Source organism: Pseudosulfitobacter pseudonitzschiae (genome assembly GCF_900129395.1).
Classification (GTDB): Bacteria; Pseudomonadota; Alphaproteobacteria; order Rhodobacterales; family Rhodobacteraceae; genus Pseudosulfitobacter; species Pseudosulfitobacter pseudonitzschiae.
In genome coordinates this window covers 284,005-301,719 of the sequence record NZ_FQVP01000005.1, presented here as the reverse complement: position 1 = coordinate 301,719, position 17,715 = coordinate 284,005, and the positions used below count along the sequence as shown (strand labels likewise).

The 17,715-nt window shown below is 60.0% G+C and carries 17 protein-coding genes; 14 read left to right on the top strand and 3 right to left on the bottom strand.

All coding sequences use genetic code 11. From position 1 onward, the window contains the following. Nucleotides 1–189 precede the first annotated feature (189 nt). From BUC08_RS16035 to BUC08_RS15995, 9 genes are all read left to right on the top strand, one after another. The gene (locus tag BUC08_RS16035) at nt 190–528 is read left to right on the top strand and encodes a P-II family nitrogen regulator (RefSeq protein ID WP_028957987.1); all 339 of its coding nucleotides are present in this window, start codon (nt 190–192) and stop codon (nt 526–528) included. A gap of 33 nt (nt 529–561) precedes the next feature. Further along, the gene (glnA, locus tag BUC08_RS16030; protein ID WP_037929224.1) at nt 562–1,965 is read left to right on the top strand and encodes a type I glutamate--ammonia ligase; all 1,404 of its coding nucleotides are present in this window, start codon (nt 562–564) and stop codon (nt 1,963–1,965) included. A gap of 278 nt (nt 1,966–2,243) precedes the next feature. Beyond that, nucleotides 2,244–3,713, top strand: a complete 1,470-nt coding sequence (locus tag BUC08_RS24200; RefSeq protein ID WP_083604360.1) for a calcium-binding protein — start codon at nt 2,244–2,246, stop codon at nt 3,711–3,713. Nucleotides 3,714–4,050: 337 nt separating this feature from the next. Continuing rightward, on the top strand, nt 4,051–5,376 hold the full coding sequence (locus BUC08_RS16020; protein WP_073194287.1) for a calcium-binding protein: 1,326 nt from the start codon (nt 4,051–4,053) through the stop codon (nt 5,374–5,376). Nucleotides 5,377–5,583: 207 nt separating this feature from the next. Beyond that, on the top strand, nt 5,584–6,891 hold the full coding sequence (locus BUC08_RS16015; protein ID WP_073194285.1) for a M10 family metallopeptidase C-terminal domain-containing protein: 1,308 nt from the start codon (nt 5,584–5,586) through the stop codon (nt 6,889–6,891). A gap of 174 nt (nt 6,892–7,065) precedes the next feature. Beyond that, nucleotides 7,066–8,538 (top strand): calcium-binding protein, encoded by a 1,473-nt coding sequence (locus tag BUC08_RS24195; protein WP_083604358.1) that lies wholly within the window; start codon nt 7,066–7,068, stop codon nt 8,536–8,538. A 121-nt stretch (nt 8,539–8,659) separates the two neighbouring features. Beyond that, complete coding sequence (locus tag BUC08_RS16005) at nt 8,660–9,811, top strand: hypothetical protein (protein WP_037925657.1); 1,152 nt, start codon at nt 8,660–8,662, stop codon at nt 9,809–9,811. 73 nt (nt 9,812–9,884) lie between these two features. Further along, nucleotides 9,885–10,697, top strand: coding sequence for a lytic murein transglycosylase (locus tag BUC08_RS16000; RefSeq protein WP_037925659.1), 813 nt, complete (start codon nt 9,885–9,887; stop codon nt 10,695–10,697). 225 nt (nt 10,698–10,922) lie between these two features. Continuing rightward, complete coding sequence (locus BUC08_RS15995) at nt 10,923–11,354, top strand: glyoxalase superfamily protein (RefSeq protein ID WP_037925662.1); 432 nt, start codon at nt 10,923–10,925, stop codon at nt 11,352–11,354. Here the strand turns inward: BUC08_RS15995 and BUC08_RS15990 are convergent. The 3 genes from BUC08_RS15990 to BUC08_RS15980 all read right to left on the bottom strand — a co-directional run bounded on the left by BUC08_RS15990 (nt 11,351) and on the right by BUC08_RS15980 (nt 13,314). Beyond that, the gene (locus tag BUC08_RS15990; RefSeq protein ID WP_037925664.1) at nt 11,351–12,076 is read right to left on the bottom strand and encodes a heme-dependent oxidative N-demethylase family protein; all 726 of its coding nucleotides are present in this window, start codon (nt 12,074–12,076) and stop codon (nt 11,351–11,353) included. The two genes, BUC08_RS15995 and BUC08_RS15990, sit on opposite strands and share 4 nt — an antisense overlap. Before the next feature lie 131 nt (nt 12,077–12,207). Then, nucleotides 12,208–12,795, bottom strand: a complete 588-nt coding sequence (locus BUC08_RS15985; RefSeq protein ID WP_037926300.1) for a biotin transporter BioY — start codon at nt 12,793–12,795, stop codon at nt 12,208–12,210. 105 nt (nt 12,796–12,900) lie between these two features. Then, entirely contained in the window at nt 12,901–13,314 is a 414-nt protein-coding gene (locus tag BUC08_RS15980; RefSeq protein ID WP_037925667.1) for a DUF6314 family protein, read from the bottom strand. A 90-nt stretch (nt 13,315–13,404) separates the two neighbouring features. Here BUC08_RS15980 and purB point away from each other — a divergent pair, with 90 nt between their 5' ends. The 5 genes from purB to BUC08_RS15960 all read left to right on the top strand — a co-directional run bounded on the left by purB (nt 13,405) and on the right by BUC08_RS15960 (nt 17,711). Further along, complete coding sequence (gene purB, locus BUC08_RS15975) at nt 13,405–14,709, top strand: adenylosuccinate lyase (protein ID WP_037925669.1); 1,305 nt, start codon at nt 13,405–13,407, stop codon at nt 14,707–14,709. 108 nt (nt 14,710–14,817) lie between these two features. Further along, nucleotides 14,818–14,979 carry a hypothetical protein gene (locus tag BUC08_RS24820; protein WP_169741850.1) on the top strand — a complete coding sequence of 54 codons (162 nt, stop codon included), beginning with the start codon at nt 14,818–14,820 and terminating at the stop codon, nt 14,977–14,979. A 92-nt stretch (nt 14,980–15,071) separates the two neighbouring features. Next, a complete protein-coding gene (locus tag BUC08_RS15970) occupies nt 15,072–15,617 on the top strand; it encodes a tetratricopeptide repeat protein (protein ID WP_037925671.1) in 546 nt (181 codons plus the stop codon). A 114-nt stretch (nt 15,618–15,731) separates the two neighbouring features. After that, nucleotides 15,732–16,766 carry a flagellar motor switch protein FliG gene (locus tag BUC08_RS15965; protein WP_037925673.1) on the top strand — a complete coding sequence of 345 codons (1,035 nt, stop codon included), beginning with the start codon at nt 15,732–15,734 and terminating at the stop codon, nt 16,764–16,766. Between the two features lie 51 nt (nt 16,767–16,817). After that, nucleotides 16,818–17,711 (top strand): DMT family transporter, encoded by an 894-nt coding sequence (locus BUC08_RS15960; protein WP_037925676.1) that lies wholly within the window; start codon nt 16,818–16,820, stop codon nt 17,709–17,711. The last annotated feature ends 4 nt before the right edge of the window (nt 17,712–17,715 follow it).

The window sequence follows — 17,715 nt, the reverse complement described above, 5'->3', positions numbered from 1 at the left end:
GCAAATGGTCAAAACGGTGCCAACGCTGCGCCATGCTCACAAAGTGACTAATTTTTAATCATACCGCGCAAAAAATCGCCTCTTCATTTCCAAATCTGCCTCATTCCCTTGCAATCCTCCCGCCCGTCGTAGACGCATCAGACGCAAAATGGTCTGACGCCCATCGACACCATGCAAAGGGAGGCCCGCATGAAGAAGATTGAAGCCATCATCAAGCCCTTCAAGCTTGATGAAGTCAAAGAGGCCCTCCAGGACGTGGGCGTGCAAGGCCTGAGCGTTATCGAAGTCAAGGGCTTCGGACGTCAGAAGGGTCACACGGAGCTTTACCGTGGTGCCGAATATGTCGTCGATTTCCTGCCGAAGGTAAAAGTTGAGGTGGTTCTGGACGACGATCAGGTCGACGGCGCCATTGCGGCCATTGTCGACGCGGCCAAAACCGAAAAGATTGGCGACGGCAAGATTTTTGTCACTTCCGTCGAACAAGCCATCCGCATCCGCACCGGTGAATCCGGTTCGGACGCGCTTTAAACGTACAATTCTGCACAAGAAGGACAGACACACATGGGAAACAAAGTTCTCGACATGATCAAGGATGAAGGCGCTGAATACGTCGACATCCGTTTTACCGACCCGCGTGGCAAATTGCAGCACGTGACCCTGATCGCAGATCAGGTTGACGAGGATTTCCTCGAAGAAGGCTTTATGTTCGACGGCTCGTCGATCGAAGGCTGGAAGTCGATCGAAGCATCGGACATGAAACTGATGATCGATCTGGACAGCGCCTATGTCGACCCCTTCTATGCCGAAAAAACCGTCTGCGTGCACTGCTCGGTTGTCGAACCCGACACCGGCGAAGCCTACGAGCGCGACCCGCGCGGCACGGCGCTGAAAGCCGAAGCCTATCTGAAATCCTCGGGTATCGGCGATGTGGCCTACATGGGCCCCGAAGCCGAATTCTTCCTGTTCGACGACGTGCGTTACCAGGTGTCGATGAACAAGGTGTCGTACCAGGTGGACGCGTCCGACGCGGCCTGGAACACAGACACCGAGTACGAAATGGGCAACATGGGCCACCGTCCCGGCGTCAAGGGCGGCTATTTCCCTGTGAACCCGATCGACGAAGCCCAGGACCTGCGTTCGGAAATGCTGTCGACGATGAAACGTCTGGGCATGAAGGTCGACAAGCACCACCACGAAGTGGCATCGTGCCAGCACGAACTGGGCCTGATCTTTGACAGCCTGACCAAACAGGCCGACGAGCTGCAGAAATACAAATACGTGATCCACAACGTGGCGCACGCCTATGGCAAATCCGCCACCTTCATGCCGAAGCCCATCGCGGGCGACAACGGCACCGGCATGCACGTGAACATGTCGATCTGGAAAGACGGCAAGCCCCTGTTCGCAGGCGACAAATACGCCGACCTGAGCCAGGAAGCCCTGTATTTCATCGGCGGCATCCTGTCCCACGCCAAAGCGTTGAACGCCTTCACCAACCCCGGCACCAACAGCTACAAGCGTCTGATCCCCGGCTTCGAAGCCCCCGTTCTGCGCGCCTATTCGGCTCGCAACCGTTCGGGTTGCGTGCGTATTCCGTGGACAGAAAGCCCCAAAGCAAAGCGCGTCGAAGCCCGTTTCCCCGATCCGTCGGCGAACCCCTACCTGTGCTTTGCAGCCCTGCTGATGGCCGGCCTTGACGGCATCCAGAACAAGATCGATCCCGGCGAAGCCATGGACAAGAACCTGTATGACCTGCCCGCAGAAGAGCTGGCCGGTATCCCCACGGTTTGCGGTTCGCTGCGCGAAGCCCTGGAAGAGCTGGAAAAAGACATGGACTTCCTGCTGGCCGGTGACGTGTTCACCCGCGACCAGATTGCAGGCTATGTCGATCTGAAAATGGAAGAAGTGCACCGTTACGAACACACGCCCCACCCGGTCGAGTTCGCAATGTACTACTCCTGCTAAATCGGCTGTGGGCCTTGGCCCGCATATCGAGCAGACGGAAAAGGCGCCCCTTCGCGGGCGCCTTTTTTCGTGGCTGTGGCGGACTGCGTTACGGGCGGGCCTTGGGAGCCACACGCCCAGATAGAAATCAGCTGCTCAAACCGTCGTTTTCCGGCTCAAACCTGCCAATCCTTGCCCCAAAGTTCCCTTTTTCTTTGCGAAACACGCATTTTGTGCATCATTTGCGCATCATTTGATTTGAACATTATTTTTCATTTTTTGAACGAAAGGCCCATTTCATGACCGCAACGTTTATCACGACATCCAGCGTGGTTGGCGGAACAGCCCATGTTTTTGCCGCTAACGGCGACACCTTCTATCTGCAACAGGGCATCCTGTGGGGGTCCGGCAGCGGCAGTCTGTTTTCCGGAAGCTCCATAACCGATCTTTCCATCGTTCTGGCCGGTGACGCCGTGCAGACTGATAACACATACCTTGCAGGTGCACGTGTCAATATCACTATCGCGAAAACCGGGAGCGTTACTGATTTTAACCAAGATTCACTGCAAGCCACGTTCCAGATCGCCGGCGCGGATTCGACCATTACCAACCATGGCAGTATCGTTGCCCCAAAGACCATCGCCCTGTTTTCCTCGGGTGGCAGTTCGACGATCACCAACACGGGCACCATTGAAGGCAGCAGCGGCGTTTTCATAAGCTATTCCAGCGCGGGCGACACGTTCTACAATTCCGGCACCGTGCAGGCCAACAACTACGAAGACGAACTCCGGGATTCGCGCCTTAACAACGGCGTTGTCGCACTTCGGTCGGACAGCACCATCGTCAACTACGAAGGCGGCGTGATCTCGGCCACGTCCAGCGAAGGCGCGGGCATCAAGCTGATGCAATCGGCAAACGGCTCGATCGTTCTCAACCACGGAAACGTGCATTCGACCCAGGCCTGGGGCGTCGATTTTGGCGAGCTGTACGCGTCAAACCTGGCGGTTTTGGTCAACACCGGCACCATCTCGGGCGGCGCGGGATCGTTCCTTGGGTCTGTAAGCGCGGATGTGGTCGAAAACTCCGGCACCATGATTGGCGAAGTTGCGCTGAACGAGGGAGACGACAGTTATACCGCCATCGCCGACGGCATCGTGCAGGGATGGATCAACGGCGGGCTGGGCAACGACACCCTGACCGGGGGCAGCAACGCAGACTTCCTCGACGGTGGAGCCGACAACGACCGCCTGTTCGGGCGCGGCGGTGACGATGACCTGCGCGGCGGGCTGGGCAGTGATTTCATGTCCGGCGGCATGGGCGACGACCAGTTGATCGGGGACGATGGGGCCGACAAGATGTTCGGCGGTGATGGCGACGACACCCTGAACGGGGGCCGGGATCAGGACACGATCCGTGGCGGCGACGGCAACGACGAGATCAACGGCGGGCGGCTGGCCGATGTTCTGCGCGGTGGCTCGGGCGCGGACACGTTCCTGTATACGGTCAAGCAGGACAGCAGCACAGGGGCCAGCGACACCATCCAGGATTTCGAAGTCGGCATCGACGTGATCGACCTGAGCGCGGTGGCCTCGGGGCTGACCTTTGTCGGCACGGCGGCTTTTTCCGGCACCGGCAACGAGGTGCGCTATGACATCGACGGCAGCGGCAAGACCTTTATCCAGGTCGACACCGACGGGAACGGCAGCGCCGACATGCGCATCTGGCTCACGGATGTGGGCGCGCTGAGCGTGGATGATTTCGTTTTGTAAGACAGCATTCGTGCCTCACATCGTGTGTGGCGCGACATCGGCAATAGATATCGTAAACCTGTAGCGCCCCAGTGCAAGATACGTCCCAATTCCAAAACCACCACCCGCCCGCGCTAAGCAAGTCTGATTACTTTCCTAGGCTTTAATGCAATGCACATCCAAATGTTTGTTAAGGAACAGAAAAATGGCAATTATCCTACCAACGTCAACCACTTCCGCAGGTATTGTGATATCGAACGCAGATGTTGCTGAAAGCGATCTTTTATGGGTCCGTGAAAGCGTGGAACTGATCTCTACGTCCAGCACTGCAATAAGCATTTCCCATCAAAACCTAGACATGAAAATTGATGGTGATGTTGTTGCCAATGATTATGGCGTCCGAGTGGACAGCAGCGCAGCCAACACAGATTATGAATACAATGTGACCCTTGGTGAGACGGCCAACGTCATCACAAATACAAGTTTTGCGATCTATATTGGCGCAAACGCGACCAACACCGATCTCGCCTATGGCGCTATCAACCTTGCGAATGCCGGCGAGGTGACCGCCTTTGATCGTGGCGCGGTCCTGCTGTTCAATGCCAACCAGGCGAATTTTAGCAACAGCGGCACGATTACGTCCAACTCGACCACCAACTACTTTGACGCGGCTGTCAGCTTCGCTATCGTTAAAAATGCGCTGTTTGACAACAGCGGGCTGATCCAGCGTCTGCACGACACCAGCGGGCCCAGCAAAGACACCGCGACCGTGTCGTTCTTCAGCAGCACCGAAGTTGTTTCGGCCACAAACTCGGGCACGATCCTCAGCGGACGTATTGCCATTTACTCAGATGCCACTGTGTCAGAGACACTCACCAACAGCGGCCAGATCGTTGGCGACGTAGAACTGTCTACAGTTGTCGGCGGAACACTCAACAACTTCGGGCTGATCGACGGTGATGTGACCACCAAGGGCGGTAACGATATCGTCTCGAACAACGGGATGATGACCGGAGTTCTGGATCTTGGCGCAGACGACGATGCCTATACCGCCATCGCGGGCGGCGTGGTGTTGGGCGGCGTTCTGGGCGGCACCGGCAACGACACCCTGACCGGGGGCAGCAACGCAGACTTCCTCGACGGTGGAGCCGACAACGACCGCCTGTTCGGGCGCGGCGGTGACGATGACCTGCGCGGCGGGCTGGGCAGCGATTTCATGTCCGGCGGCATGGGCGACGATCAGATCATCGGCGATGACGGCAGCGACAAGATGTTCGGCGGTTCCGGCGATGACACCCTGAACGGGGGCCGCGACAAGGACACCATCCACGGCGGGGACGGCAACGACGAGATCAAGGGCGGCCGCCTGAATGATGTGCTGAACGGCGGCGCGGGGGCCGATGTATTTGTCTATGGCGTCAAACAGGACAGCAGCACCGGCGCCAGCGATGTCATTCAGGATTACGAAGTCGGTATCGACAAGATCGACCTGAGCGCGGTGGCCTCGGGGCTGACATTCGTCGGCACAGCGGCCTTTTCCGGCACCGGCAACGAGGTGCGCTATGACATCGCGGGCAACGGGCGCACCTATATCCAAGTCGACACTGACGCCAACGGCAGCGCCGACATGCGCATCTGGCTTACGGATGTGGGCGCGCTGAGTGTGGATGACTTCGTGCTGTAGGTCCTGACCAACCGCCACCGCCCTGCCCCGAAAGGCCGGGCGGTGGTGACAGGCAACCGAATTTTCCCCACGAAGTCATGTTGACCGAAGGAAGGGTTGCCCGCCTAATCCGGTCCAATAATTTCCAGGACTGGTCTGATCCAATTTTGATCATCCAGCGCCAGTCACCGGACACGGCAGAACTATTAACCCAAAAGGAGAATTTCCATGGCATTACGACTTTTCACCTCGGATCTGATCGGCTCTGGCGTGCAGATCACCGCCAACACCGATGACCTTATTATCGTCGCCGAAGACGTGATCGTTTCAAGTTCAAACACCAATACCATTAATTCGGATGGCACTGCGAACAGTGTGAATGTGGTCATTGCGGGCGATCTCTACGCTTATGGCAACGGCGTATACCTCGGGACAGATGGAACCACCGGCCAGCACAATGTGACGGTTCAGGCCACCGGAAGCATCGTGGCCTATGACTTTACCGGAATAATAATCCATGGGGACGACAGCATTGCCGTCAACTATGGACAGATCACCACCCATCGCTCTGTCGGAATGGTCCTATCTGAAGCAGAATTTGGCACATTGATCAACTATGGCACCATCAATGCCAATGACACCGGTATTTTCAGCAACGGCTTTCTTTTGTTAGACGATGTTGTCAATGCTCATCTTGAAAACCATGGCAGCATGAATTCGAACTCGACGACTGCTGCCGCCATATCCGTTGAAGCGAGCGGCGCGGTTTACACGCTGAACACAGGCTTGGTGGGCGGTCGGTTTGCAGCCTACCGGTCGATAAATTCCGCGACTGACACTGTCGACAATTCCGGTGTGTTTCAGGGCAATGTGCTGCTGGGTGCGGGCGACGACGCCTATACTGCATTTGATGGTGGCATCGTTCTGGGTGTTATCGACGGCGGCCTGGGCAACGACACGTTGACCGGCGGCAGCAACGCCGATTTCATGGACGGGGGCGACGACAACGACCGCCTGTTCGGCCGTGGTGGTGATGACGACCTGCGCGGCGGATTGGGCAGCGACTTCATGTCCGGCGGCATGGGCGACGATCAGATCATCGGCGATGACGGCAGCGACAAGATGTTCGGCGGTTCCGGTGACGACACTTTGAACGGGGGCCGCGACAAGGACACCATCCACGGCGGCGACGGCAACGACGAGATCAAGGGCGGCCGCCTGAATGATGTGCTGAACGGCGGCGCGGGGGCCGATGTATTTGTATATGGCGTCAAACAGGACAGCAGCACTGGCGCCAGCGATGTCATTCAGGATTACGAGGTTGGTATCGACAAGATCGACCTGAGCGCGGTGGCCTCGGGGCTGACCTTTGTCGGAACGGCGGCCTTTTCCGGCACCGGCAACGAGGTCCGCTATGACATCGCGGGCAACGGGCGCACCTACATCCAGGTCGACACTGACGCCAACGGCAGCGCCGACATGCGCATCTGGCTTACGGATGTGGGCGCGCTGGGTGCGGTTGACTTCGTGCTGTAATCCCTATGCGCCGCCCGCCCTGCGCGCGGCGGCGTACCGGTCCGGCAGGAATGGCGTCGAACGACCATCTCCACGTGTACCAGAGGCTTGGCAAGACACTGACGAGCTGAATTCCCAACCTCAAGCAACATGATCACATCATGTTTTCAAATACTTATCTGAAGGAAAGCTAAAATGGCAGTCATCGTACCATCCACCACAGTCACCACCGGCACTCTGATCGGAAACGCAGACGTCGCAGACAACGACCTGGTCTGGATCGAAGAATCCGTTTCTCTGGTTTCGACGGATTGGCGAGCGATTGAAGTGTCCGAGCAGTTTCTCAGAGTGAACGTCGACGGAACTGTTATCGGCGAGAACCGCGCTATCGACCTCGACTCGGCCTCGACAGATCTGGATTACGGTTATGACATCACAATCGGTGAAACCGGCAGTGTGGTCGCGAACAACGACTTTGCGTTCTACGTTGGCTCAAATTCTCTTGCCGATGACAGCTTGGGCAGCATTTCCGTGGACAACGACGGTAGCATAACAAGCTACGATCGCGGCACAATCTTGATGTTCCTGGCAAACACCGCCAGCTTGACCAACAGTGGAACGATCACTTCGAACAGTGATGGTGCCACCTTTGCGTCTGCCGTCATGTTCTACGCTATAGGCAATGCATATCTCGACAACAGCGGACTGATTGAACGTACAAAGATCGGCGGCGGCGAGATCTATAAAGCAGCCGTCTCGTTTTTTGCAGGCACCGAAAATGTTGTGGCCATCAACTCGGGCACGATCCTCAGTTACGATCAGGCCTTCAACTCCGATGCGCTTGTGTCGGAGACCTTCACCAACACCGGCGAGATTTACGGGCGGGTTGAACTGTCCGACACGGTCGGTGGTACGTTCAAGAACTTTGGCTTTGTGGATGGCAATGTGAACACCGCTGGCGGGGCTGATTTGGTCACCAACGGCGGCACCATATCCGGCACGCTTGACCTGGGCGCAGGCGATGACACCTACACGGCCAGCAACACCGGCCTTGTCACGGGCGGCGTTCTGGGCGGAACGGGCAACGACACGCTGACGGGCGGCAACAACGCAGACTTCCTCGACGGTGGCGCCGACAACGACCGCCTGTTCGGGCGCGGCGGTGACGATGACCTGCGCGGCGGGCTGGGCAGCGATTTCATGTCCGGTGGCATGGGCGACGACCAGTTGATCGGTGACGACGGGGCCGACAAGATGTTCGGCGGTGATGGCGACGACACTCTGAACGGGGGCCGCGATCAGGACACGATCCGTGGCGGCGACGGCAACGACGAGATCAACGGCGGGCGGCTGGCCGATGTTCTGCGCGGTGGCGCGGGCGCGGACACGTTCCTGTATACGGTCAAGCAGGACAGCAGCACAGGGGCCAGCGACACAATTCAGGATTTCGAAGTCGGCATCGACGTGATCGACCTGAGCGCGGTGGCCTCGGGGCTGACCTTTGTCGGCACAGCGGCTTTTTCCGGCACCGGCAACGAGGTGCGCTATGACATCGACGGCAGTGGCAAGACCTTTGTCCAGGTCGACACCGACGGGAACGGCAGCGCCGACATGCGCATCTGGCTCACGGATGTGGGCGCGCTGAGCGTGGATGATTTCGTGCTGTAAGCTGCCGCCTCACAGCAAGAGGGCGGGCTGTTGTTTTTTGAAAAACGGCCCGTCTTTGCCCTAATATTGCCGCGTATTCATGTGATTGACCGAACAAGCGTCCAGACCTTGCGGAGATCATATGGCCGACACCCTGCCCCTGCACACAGATGTGCCTGCGACGGCGCACGCGCTGGGTGCGCGTGCGATCCGCGTGGATATCGCCGGTCTGCTTGGGCGGGTGAATGCCGCGATCCGGGACACCGGAATGGTGTTGGAACAGGTTTCCGACCTGTCCGGCGGTCAGGCTTTGCTCAGCCATCCACGCGTGCATCTGCGGGTCTCGGCGCATCGCCGCAAGTTGCCGCGACAGGTCATTGCCGGTGCGCTGGCCAGCCCCTTCGCCAAGGCGCGTATCCCCGATTACGATGGCCTGTTTGCGGCCCACACCGGCTTTGTCACGCTGGACGTGGGCCATGGTGCGGGTCCCGAAGAGGCGATCAAGGACAAGCTTCCGCTGGTGCTGCGTCTGCGCGTGCTCAAGGCTGCGCTGGACGCGCTGATTGCCACCACCCCGGTGACGCTGGTGCATTGGGTGCAATCCGACATGGTCTGTACCCCTTCCGAACTGGACATATGGAAGGGCCGCGACCTGCCCTTTTCGCTGGTGATGCACCCCCTGCCCCTGCCCGCGGGGCCCGACATCGACGGTGCCGCACGGTTGGGCATGGTCGCGGGCTGTTCCGAACATCTGTTGGGCAAGACCTTGTATCTGGACCCGATGCCGCGCGATCAGGCCACCGGGTTCCGGCAACTGATCTCGATCCTGAACGAACATCACGAAGGCCGCATTCACCTGAACCATGGGGACAGCCTGGAACTGACGGACGGCACGGTTCTGCACGTGCGCCATGAAAACGCGGTCTCGGCGGACAGATGCGGACGGATCTGCGTCGGGCTGACCCCGCCACAAGTGCGCGCCCCCACCGGAACGGATGCCGCGGGGTTCGAGGATCGCCTGTCGCGGCTCAGAGGTGTGGCGCGTGGCGGCGAGAAGATGGCGGTCAGCATCCACGACAAGGTCGAGGCGGACTCCCGCCCACGCAAGAGCCTGCTGTCGCGGCTGGCGTTTCCGCTGCTGGTGCGCGGCGTCGCGGTCCCGGCCCTGTTTCTGGCGCTCTATTATACCTTTGTCGCGCCGCCAAAGCCGGTGTCATTGGCTGGAAACAGCCCGAAGGCCGACGCGCTGCTTCCGTCGCAGATCACATCTGCGCAAGGAACTGCACAGCCGTAGAGCTAACGCTTTACGCAGTCTCAGAATACAGCAATACTGAACCGTCTGTTGTTGATATCGGGAAGATTTTTTTATGTCATTTCGCAGCTTTGCCCACGCGCTCGCCCTGTCGTTGACCACAGCTTTTTGCCTGACACCGGCGGCCTATGCGGCCAGCTGCGGCAACACCTCGGCGGGTTTCGAGGCGTGGAAAAAGGAATTTGCCGCCGAAGCGCAACGCGCAGGTGTGAAACAGCGCGGGCTGGATGCGCTGGCGCGTGCCAGCTATGCGTCGGGCACGATCGCGGCGGACCGCAATCAGAAGTCGTTCAAATACACTTTGTCGAAATTCATGCAGGTTCGCGGGGCTGGCACGATCGTGGCGCAAGGCCGCAAGCGCAAGGCGCAGAGCCCATCGTTCTACCAGGCGCTTGAACGCCAATACGGTGTCCCTGCGGGCGTGATCATCGCCATTCACGGCATGGAAACAGCCTTTGGCGGGTTCATGGGCGATACGTCCGTTGTCTCGGCCATCACAACGCTGACCTATGACTGCCGCCGCTCTGGATTTTTCCAGCCCCATGCCATCGGGGCGCTGATGCTGGTGGACCGCGGCGCCATCGACGGGGCGACCAAGGGCGCCAAGCATGGCGAGCTGGGGCACACGCAGTTCCTGCCCGGAAATGCGATGACCTATGGCGTGGACGGCAACGGTGACGGGCGCATTGATTTCTACAACCAGACCGACGCGCTGGCCTCGACTGCGAATTTCCTGCGCGCCAAGGGCTGGCAACCCGGTCAGGGCTATCAGGAAGGCCAGCCGAATTTTGCCGTGATCAAACAGTGGAACGCGGCCACCGTTTATCAGCAGGCCATCGCCATCATGGGCGCGCGCATCGACGGCTGATGCATCCGTGTCGCAGGTGCGTGCCCACGCGCCTGCACCTCTCCCCCCTGCTCTTGAACAAACGCATTTCCTGCGCCATATGCGGTGCCAAGGGTCCAGCGCCCCTGCCGCCTGCATGTGGTGAAGCGCTGGCTGAACTGTCCCGTCTGATCCCAATCTGATCGCACCGGACCCCGGCAATGCAGGCACCCGGCACCACCTTGCGATCCTGACAGGATTGAAGACATGGAACACACACTTCCCTCGCGCGATGCGCTCAAGGCGCAGGCCAAACGCCTTCGCGCCGATCTGGCGGCCCAAGGCACGCCCATCAGCCATGCGCAGGCGCTGGAAACCCTTGCCCATCAATGGGGCGCGCGTGACTGGAACACCTTGTCTGCCCGGCTGGGCAATGACGCGCCTACGGGTTTTGCGCCGGGCATGGCCGTTTCAGGGCGCTATCTGGGCCACCACTTTACCGGACAGGTCAAGGCCGCGCGAATGATGGCACAGGGGCACTGGCAACTGACATTGCGCTTTGACCGGCCGGTGGACGTGGTGACCTCGGCGCATTTCAGCAATTTCCGGCAACAGGTGAACTGCACGGTGGATGCGAACGGTGCCAGCCCGCGCAAGACCTCGGACGGTCAGTCGCAGATGGTCATCGACATGGGCTAACGGGCCACGTCCTCGGCCCGCAGCACATAGGTGTGGATCGCAAAGACTACCGTTCCCGACTGCGGCAGGCGGATCAGCGTCTGCCGCTCTGACCGGAAATAGCCCGCGCCGTCCCGCTGGTGGCGCGGTTCGGTGACACTGCGCGGCTGGTGCAGTTCGGGATCATCATACCAAAGCGCGTTGAACCGCCACAGCGGGCGGCCCGCCTGAATGCCGTCGAACAACCGCTGCACACGTTTGGCGATGTTCTCGTCGTAGGATGCCACTGTATCGTGGATGGCCACCAGTGGACGCCCTGCCTTTTCATCCAGCCGCCAGCTGGCCGGAAAGCACAGAACAGCACCCGTCAGCACATGTTCGGCGCCGCGTTTGTCCAACAGCACGAAATCGCATTGCACCAGACGCCCCAGCGTTGCCATCGGGTGCGCGCGATCCACGGTGACGTGCCGCCCGTCAGGGCAGGTCACGTCCTCGCCCGCTTGCGCAAAGCCCAAGTCAGGCAGGCGTTCCAGCACCATCTCCAACAGCTCGACCGCTGCCGCGTGGGCTTGGGGTTCGAGATAGAGAACTTTGTCCGGCTTGGTCCCGAGCAAGTCACAGCGGCACGCCATCTGTCCGGCATAGGCCTCGTCGACACGCAGCCACGGCTCGGTCACGGGTTGAATGCCGGGCAATGTGCGGGGCGTGACGTCGTAGGGAATTGTGTGGTGTAGAATGGTCATGGCCCATCGCTAGCCCTGCCCGAAACAAGGTGCAAGGCAGACCGCTGGAGAACCATCCGATGCGCGTGCCGGAATGCAAAAAAGGCGCGCACCCTGCGGTCCGCGCCCTTTCAAATCTGTTGTCGGTCAGATCAGCCGCGCGCGCGGTCGATCAATTTCCAGATCCCGGGCAGAAGCACGGCGGCCAGCGCCAGCTTGATGGCATCCCCGATCAGGAACGGTGTCAGACCCCATTGCAGGATCGGCTTGTCCCAGCCGTAAAGTTGCCCCAGCCATGCCAGACCCGGCAGATAGATCACCGCGTTGCCGATCAGCATCGCCAGCGCCATCCAGCCAACAGAGCGGTCCCATCCGCGTTGCGCCAGCACGCCCAGCACAACCGTTGCCAGAACGTAGCCCACGAGATAACCGCCGGTGCCGCCCATCATATATGTCAGACCGAATGTCTGTGCAGACGAACCTGCGAAAACGTCCAGGCCCAGAGCGCCGACAATCATGTAGCCCAGGATCGTCACCAGACCCAGACGCGCGCCATATGCGGCGCCGATGGCCAGAACGGCAAAGGTGCCCATCGTGATCGGGACAGGCCACATCGGCACCTTGATTTTTGCTGCAATTGCGAGCAGCAGAATGCCTGCGGCCACCATGAGCACTTGGCGCGCGCGCAAGGTCAATTTGTCTTCTGATTCAAGAAGATCACTTAGCACTCTATTTTGCATCGTTTTTTCCACCAGGCAGCTCCGTTCGTTTCTTTAAATTGTTTCTCCGATGGTGCCAATCTGCCAAGGTTTCTGCAAGTGCGAAATCCTCCTAAATGGGCAAAACTACGCCGGTTTATAGTGGCTGGTCATTTGATAGGCTTTTCGTGGCCCGCGCACCGCCCAAGTGACGGTGAAAGCCGGCCAATCGCTGAAATCATAGGACCCGTCGTATTGATCGGGATCACACCAATGCCCCGTCTCGCCCCCTGTGGGCGGGACCGTGTGAAAGAACCGCCCATCGTCGAAATAAACCCGCAATTCGGCATCCCAAAGATAGACCCGTTGCCCCGCCATCGCAGGTCCATCCCCAATGCGCATCTCGCCCTGTTCGACACAACGCAACCGCTCGTCCTCAGGCGTCCAAGTGGCGGTGCCCGTGAACCGGGCGACGGTCCCGTCGTCATGCACAATCTGCCGCTCCAACCGCCAGTGGCCTGCAAAATCGCTTAAGGTGCGCGGTGTCGGGCCGTGGGACATGGGCGGTATTGTCACTCGAAAGGTTGTGGTGCGTCGCGGCGCAGTTTATGAGCCGCAGCAACCGCTGAACAGTCATGAAAAGGTGCGCCCATGATCCCCCGTTATTCCCGTCCCGATATGGTTGCGATCTGGGAACCAGCAACCAAGTTCAAGATCTGGTACGAGATCGAGGCACATGCCTGCGATGCAATGGCCGATCTGGGCGTGATCCCGCGTGAAAACGCCGATGCCGTGTGGAAAGCCAAGGACGTGGAATTCGACGTGGCCCGCATCGACGAGATCGAAGCCGTCACCAAACACGACGTCATCGCGTTCCTGACCCACCTGGCCGAACATGTCGGCAGCGAAGAGGCGCGTTTCGTGCATCAGGGCATGACATCCTCGGACGTTCTGGACACCTGTCTGAACGTGCAACTTGTGCGCGCCGCCGACATCCTGCTGGACGATCTTGATGCCCTGCTGGCCGCACTGAAAAAGCGTGCGCTTGAGCATAAGAACACCGTGCGCGTGGGCCGCAGCCACGGCATTCATGCCGAACCCACCACCATGGGCCTGACGTTCGCGCGCTTCTACGCCGAGATGGACCGCAACCGCGACCGCCTGAAAGCGGCGCGCGCCGAGATTGCGACCGGTGCGATTTCCGGTGCCGTCGGCACATTCGCCAACATCGACCCGGCGGTCGAAGAGCACGTCTGCGCCAAGCTGGGCCTGACGCCCGAGCCGATCAGCACCCAGGTGATCCCGCGCGACCGTCACGCGATGTTCTTTGCGGTGCTGGGCGTCATCGCCTCGTCCATCGAAAACGTCGCCATCGAGATCCGCCACATGCAGCGCACCGAAGTGCTGGAAGGTGCGGAGTTCTTCTCGATGGGGCAAAAGGGCTCGTCCGCGATGCCGCACAAGAAGAACCCCGTTCTGACCGAGAACCTGACCGGCCTTGCCCGTCTGGTGCGCATGTCGGTGATCCCAGCGATGGAAAACGTGGCGCTCTGGCACGAGCGTGACATCTCGCACAGCTCGGTCGAGCGGGCGATTGGGCCCGACACGACCATCACGCTGGACTTTGCGCTGGCGCGGCTGACGGGCGTGATCGACAAGATGCTGATTTTCCCGCAGAACATGCTGGACAACATGAACAAATTCCCCGGTCTGGTGATGAGCCAGCGGGTGCTGCTGGCGCTGACACAGGCCGGTGTCAGCCGCGAAGATGCCTATGCCATGGTGCAACGCAACGCGCTGAAAGTTTGGGAAGAACGGGTCGATTTCCGCGAGCAGCTGCTGGCCGACGCCGATGTGGTCGCCGCACTGGGCGCGGACGCGATCAACGAGAAATTCGACATGGATTACCACACCAAACATGTCGACACGATCTTTGCCCGCGTTTTCGGCGACTGATCGCACAGACCGACGCGCGACGGATTATTGATTAGGTCCGTCGCGCGCTTTGTCGTATCCTGATGGCCATCACACGATAATACATTCGGCAATCAAGGAGACGAACAGATGAAAATCACACGTATCGCCACCACGCTGGCGCTTGTATTGGCCCCCGTATTCGCCGTGGCCGAAGGCTGTGGCGGGATGAAGGATCAGCAGGCGATGTCCTGTGCTGAGGGTTCGAATTTTGATCACACCACAGGCACCTGTGTTCCTGTCAGCACCTGAATCGTCGCTCACGACCTGTTGATCGCAAAAACGGCTCGCGTTTTCTGAAAATGCGGTATTTATTCCCGGTATAGTTAACGGGAGTTGTTCTGATGCGTGTTACCCTTTTGGCTGCGGCCCTGACCCTGCCCCTTTCCGTGGCTGCACCGCTTTACGCGGCTGGCAGTGGCAATGATACAGCCCCGACGCCAACCCAGACCAGCAAGGACTGCAAGGGCGTGCGTGTCTGGGACGAAGAAAAACAGCGCTGCGTGAAACCCAAGGAATCGCGTCTGGACGATGACCAGCTGTATCAGGCGGTCCGCGAACTGGCCTATGCCGGTCGCTACGAAGACGCCCAAGGGGTGATGGACGCCATGTCCGACCAATCCGACGACCGCGTGCTGACCTATCGCGGCTTTACCGCCCGCAAGCTGGGACAGATCGACGTGGCCATGGTATTCTACCAAAAGGCGCTGGATGCCAATCCCGACAACCTGCTGGCCCGCTCGTATATGGGTCAGGGGCTGGTGGCGCAGGGCGACCGCGTGGCCGCGCTGACGCAATTGCGTGAAATCAACGCGCGTGGCGGCGCCGACACCTGGGCTGCCAAATCGCTGCGCACGGCGATCGAAACCGGCGTGACCTACAACTACTAAGCTTTGAACCTGCCTGATTTCAGGCTTTGTTCACCAATAGATGCCACAACATGCAGGACCCTTGTTCCTGTATGTTGAGGCCATCTGGTGAATGAACTGATTCTGCCCTCCCCCATGCCTGCGCCGTCCCTGCCCGCTGCGGGCGCGCCAATCCAGTTGAGCCGTCGGGCCAAGGCGGCGGTGGTTGTGCGCCTGTTGCTGAACGAGGGTGCAGATATCCCGCTGGAGGATCTGCCCGAGGAACTGCAATCGCACCTGACCAAAGCCATGGGCCAGATGCGCACCGTTGATCGTGACACGCTGTCTGCGGTGGTCTCCGAATTCGCCGAAGAGGTTGAACGCATCGGCCTGCGCTTTCCCGGTGGCATCGCGGGTGCGTTGAACGCGCTTGAGGGAAAGATCAGCCCCCAGACCGCCGAACGCCTGCGCAAGGAAGCAGGCGTGAGGCAGGCGGGTGATCCGTGGGTGCGCCTGCGCGACATGGGTCCGGAAAAACTGTTGCCGATCCTGCAAAGCGAAAGCATCGAAGTCTGTGCCGTGGTCATGTCCAAACTTGACGTGAAGAAGGCCGCTGCATTGCTGGGCCTCTTGCCCGGCCCCCGCGCGCGCCAGATCACCTATGCGGTGTCGCTGACAGGGTCGGTCACGACGGATGCGGTGGAACGGATTGGACTTTCGCTGGCCATGCAATTGAACGCACAGCCTTTGGGTGCCTTTGACACAGGTCCGGTGGAACGTGTGGGCGCGATCCTGAATTCGTCCACATCCGTCACCCGCGACGACGTTCTGGAAGGGCTGGACGAGACCGATCAGGGCTTTGCCAATGCGGTGCGCAAGGCGATCTTTACCTTTGCCAACATCCCGCAGCGCATCGCGCCCCGCGACATTCCCCGCGTGCTGCGCGAGGTGGACCCCGCCGACCTGCTGATCGCCATGGCGGGTGCCGAAGCCGCGGGTATGAAGGCCTCGGCCGATTTCATCCTTGAGAACATGTCGGGACGCATGGCCGATTCCCTGCGCGAGGAAATGCAGGAAACCGCTGCCCCCAAGCCCGCAGACCACGATACCGCCACGTCAAATATGGTCGCCGCGATCCGCAAGCTTGAGGCCGAGGGCGAGTTGATCCTGATGGCAGAAGAAGAAGAATAGGCCGCAGCGTCCACACTGGACAGCGACAGCAGCGCGCCGTAAGCGCGGGGAATGAACGCACCCCATACCGCCGCCAACCCTGCCCGCGCCATTCTGCTGGCCGTTCTTGCCATTGCCTGCTTTGGCGGCATGGATGCCTCTGTCAAGGCGATCAGCCCGCTGACCGGCACCTTGCCTGCCTTGTGGGCGCGCTATGGCGGGCAGATGCTGGTGGTTCTGATCCTCGTGGCCCCGCGCCTGCGCAGCGTCGCGCGCAGCCAGTATCCAAAACTGCAGATCGCGCGGTCCTTGCTGCTGATGACCGCGACCGGCTTTTTCTTCACCGCATTGGGCAAGATCGGGCTGGCCGAGGCCACCGCGGTGATGAGCCTGAACCCCGTGCTGATCACCCTGGGCGGTGCGCTGTTTCTGGGCGAGGCGCTTGGCCCCCGCCGCATCTTTGCCATTGCCGCCGCCTTGGTCGGCGCGCTGATCATCATTCGCCCCGGAACGGACGTGTTCGCGCCCGCCGCCCTGTTGCCGCTGGGGTCGGCGGTCTGTTTTGCGTCCTATACGTTGCTTACACGCCGCCTTGGGTCGGACGAAGACGTGTGGACATCGCTGTTTTACACGGGCCTTGTCGGGTCGGTCGTGATGACCTGTCTTGTGCCGTTTCATTGGACCCCGCTGACACCAACATCGGCCACGCTGATGGTGATGATCGGCTGTTTCGGCACCGCCGGGCAGCTGATGCTGATCCGCGCCCTGTCGCAGGCCGAAGCGGGGCTGCTTGCCCCCTTCAACTACACGGGGCTGGTGCTGGCGATGCTGTGGGGCGTGGTGTTTTTCGACGAGTTCCCCGACCGGTGGACGATGGTTGGTGCGCTTGTGATCGTGGGGGCGGGTCTGTATGTCTGGCACCGCGAAACCCGTCTGGCGCGCGCGCCGGCCCTGTCTCAGGTGTGATCCG

What these genes read in the sequence shown, in the direction of transcription:
- glnA (WP_037929224.1), top strand. Translation starts at nt 562, where the DNA reads ATGGGAAACAAAGTTCTCGACATGATCAAGGATGAAGGCGCTGAATAC.
- BUC08_RS15985 (WP_037926300.1), bottom strand. Translation starts at nt 12,795, where the DNA reads ATGCAAAATAGAGTGCTAAGTGATCTTCTTGAATCAGAAGACAAATTG.
- BUC08_RS15990 (WP_037925664.1), bottom strand. Translation starts at nt 12,076, where the DNA reads ATGACCATTCTACACCACACAATTCCCTACGACGTCACGCCCCGCACA.
- BUC08_RS16020 (WP_073194287.1), top strand. Translation starts at nt 4,051, where the DNA reads ATGAAAATTGATGGTGATGTTGTTGCCAATGATTATGGCGTCCGAGTG.
- BUC08_RS16000 (WP_037925659.1), top strand. Translation starts at nt 9,885, where the DNA reads ATGTCATTTCGCAGCTTTGCCCACGCGCTCGCCCTGTCGTTGACCACA.
- purB (WP_037925669.1), top strand. Translation starts at nt 13,405, where the DNA reads ATGATCCCCCGTTATTCCCGTCCCGATATGGTTGCGATCTGGGAACCA.
- BUC08_RS16015 (WP_073194285.1), top strand. Translation starts at nt 5,584, where the DNA reads ATGGCATTACGACTTTTCACCTCGGATCTGATCGGCTCTGGCGTGCAG.
- BUC08_RS15995 (WP_037925662.1), top strand. Translation starts at nt 10,923, where the DNA reads ATGGAACACACACTTCCCTCGCGCGATGCGCTCAAGGCGCAGGCCAAA.
- BUC08_RS16005 (WP_037925657.1), top strand. Translation starts at nt 8,660, where the DNA reads ATGGCCGACACCCTGCCCCTGCACACAGATGTGCCTGCGACGGCGCAC.
- BUC08_RS24195 (WP_083604358.1), top strand. Translation starts at nt 7,066, where the DNA reads ATGGCAGTCATCGTACCATCCACCACAGTCACCACCGGCACTCTGATC.
- BUC08_RS15980 (WP_037925667.1), bottom strand. Translation starts at nt 13,314, where the DNA reads ATGTCCCACGGCCCGACACCGCGCACCTTAAGCGATTTTGCAGGCCAC.
- BUC08_RS16035 (WP_028957987.1), top strand. Translation starts at nt 190, where the DNA reads ATGAAGAAGATTGAAGCCATCATCAAGCCCTTCAAGCTTGATGAAGTC.
- BUC08_RS15965 (WP_037925673.1), top strand. Translation starts at nt 15,732, where the DNA reads ATGCCTGCGCCGTCCCTGCCCGCTGCGGGCGCGCCAATCCAGTTGAGC.
- BUC08_RS15960 (WP_037925676.1), top strand. Translation starts at nt 16,818, where the DNA reads ATGAACGCACCCCATACCGCCGCCAACCCTGCCCGCGCCATTCTGCTG.
- BUC08_RS15970 (WP_037925671.1), top strand. Translation starts at nt 15,072, where the DNA reads ATGCGTGTTACCCTTTTGGCTGCGGCCCTGACCCTGCCCCTTTCCGTG.
- BUC08_RS24820 (WP_169741850.1), top strand. Translation starts at nt 14,818, where the DNA reads ATGAAAATCACACGTATCGCCACCACGCTGGCGCTTGTATTGGCCCCC.
- BUC08_RS24200 (WP_083604360.1), top strand. Translation starts at nt 2,244, where the DNA reads ATGACCGCAACGTTTATCACGACATCCAGCGTGGTTGGCGGAACAGCC.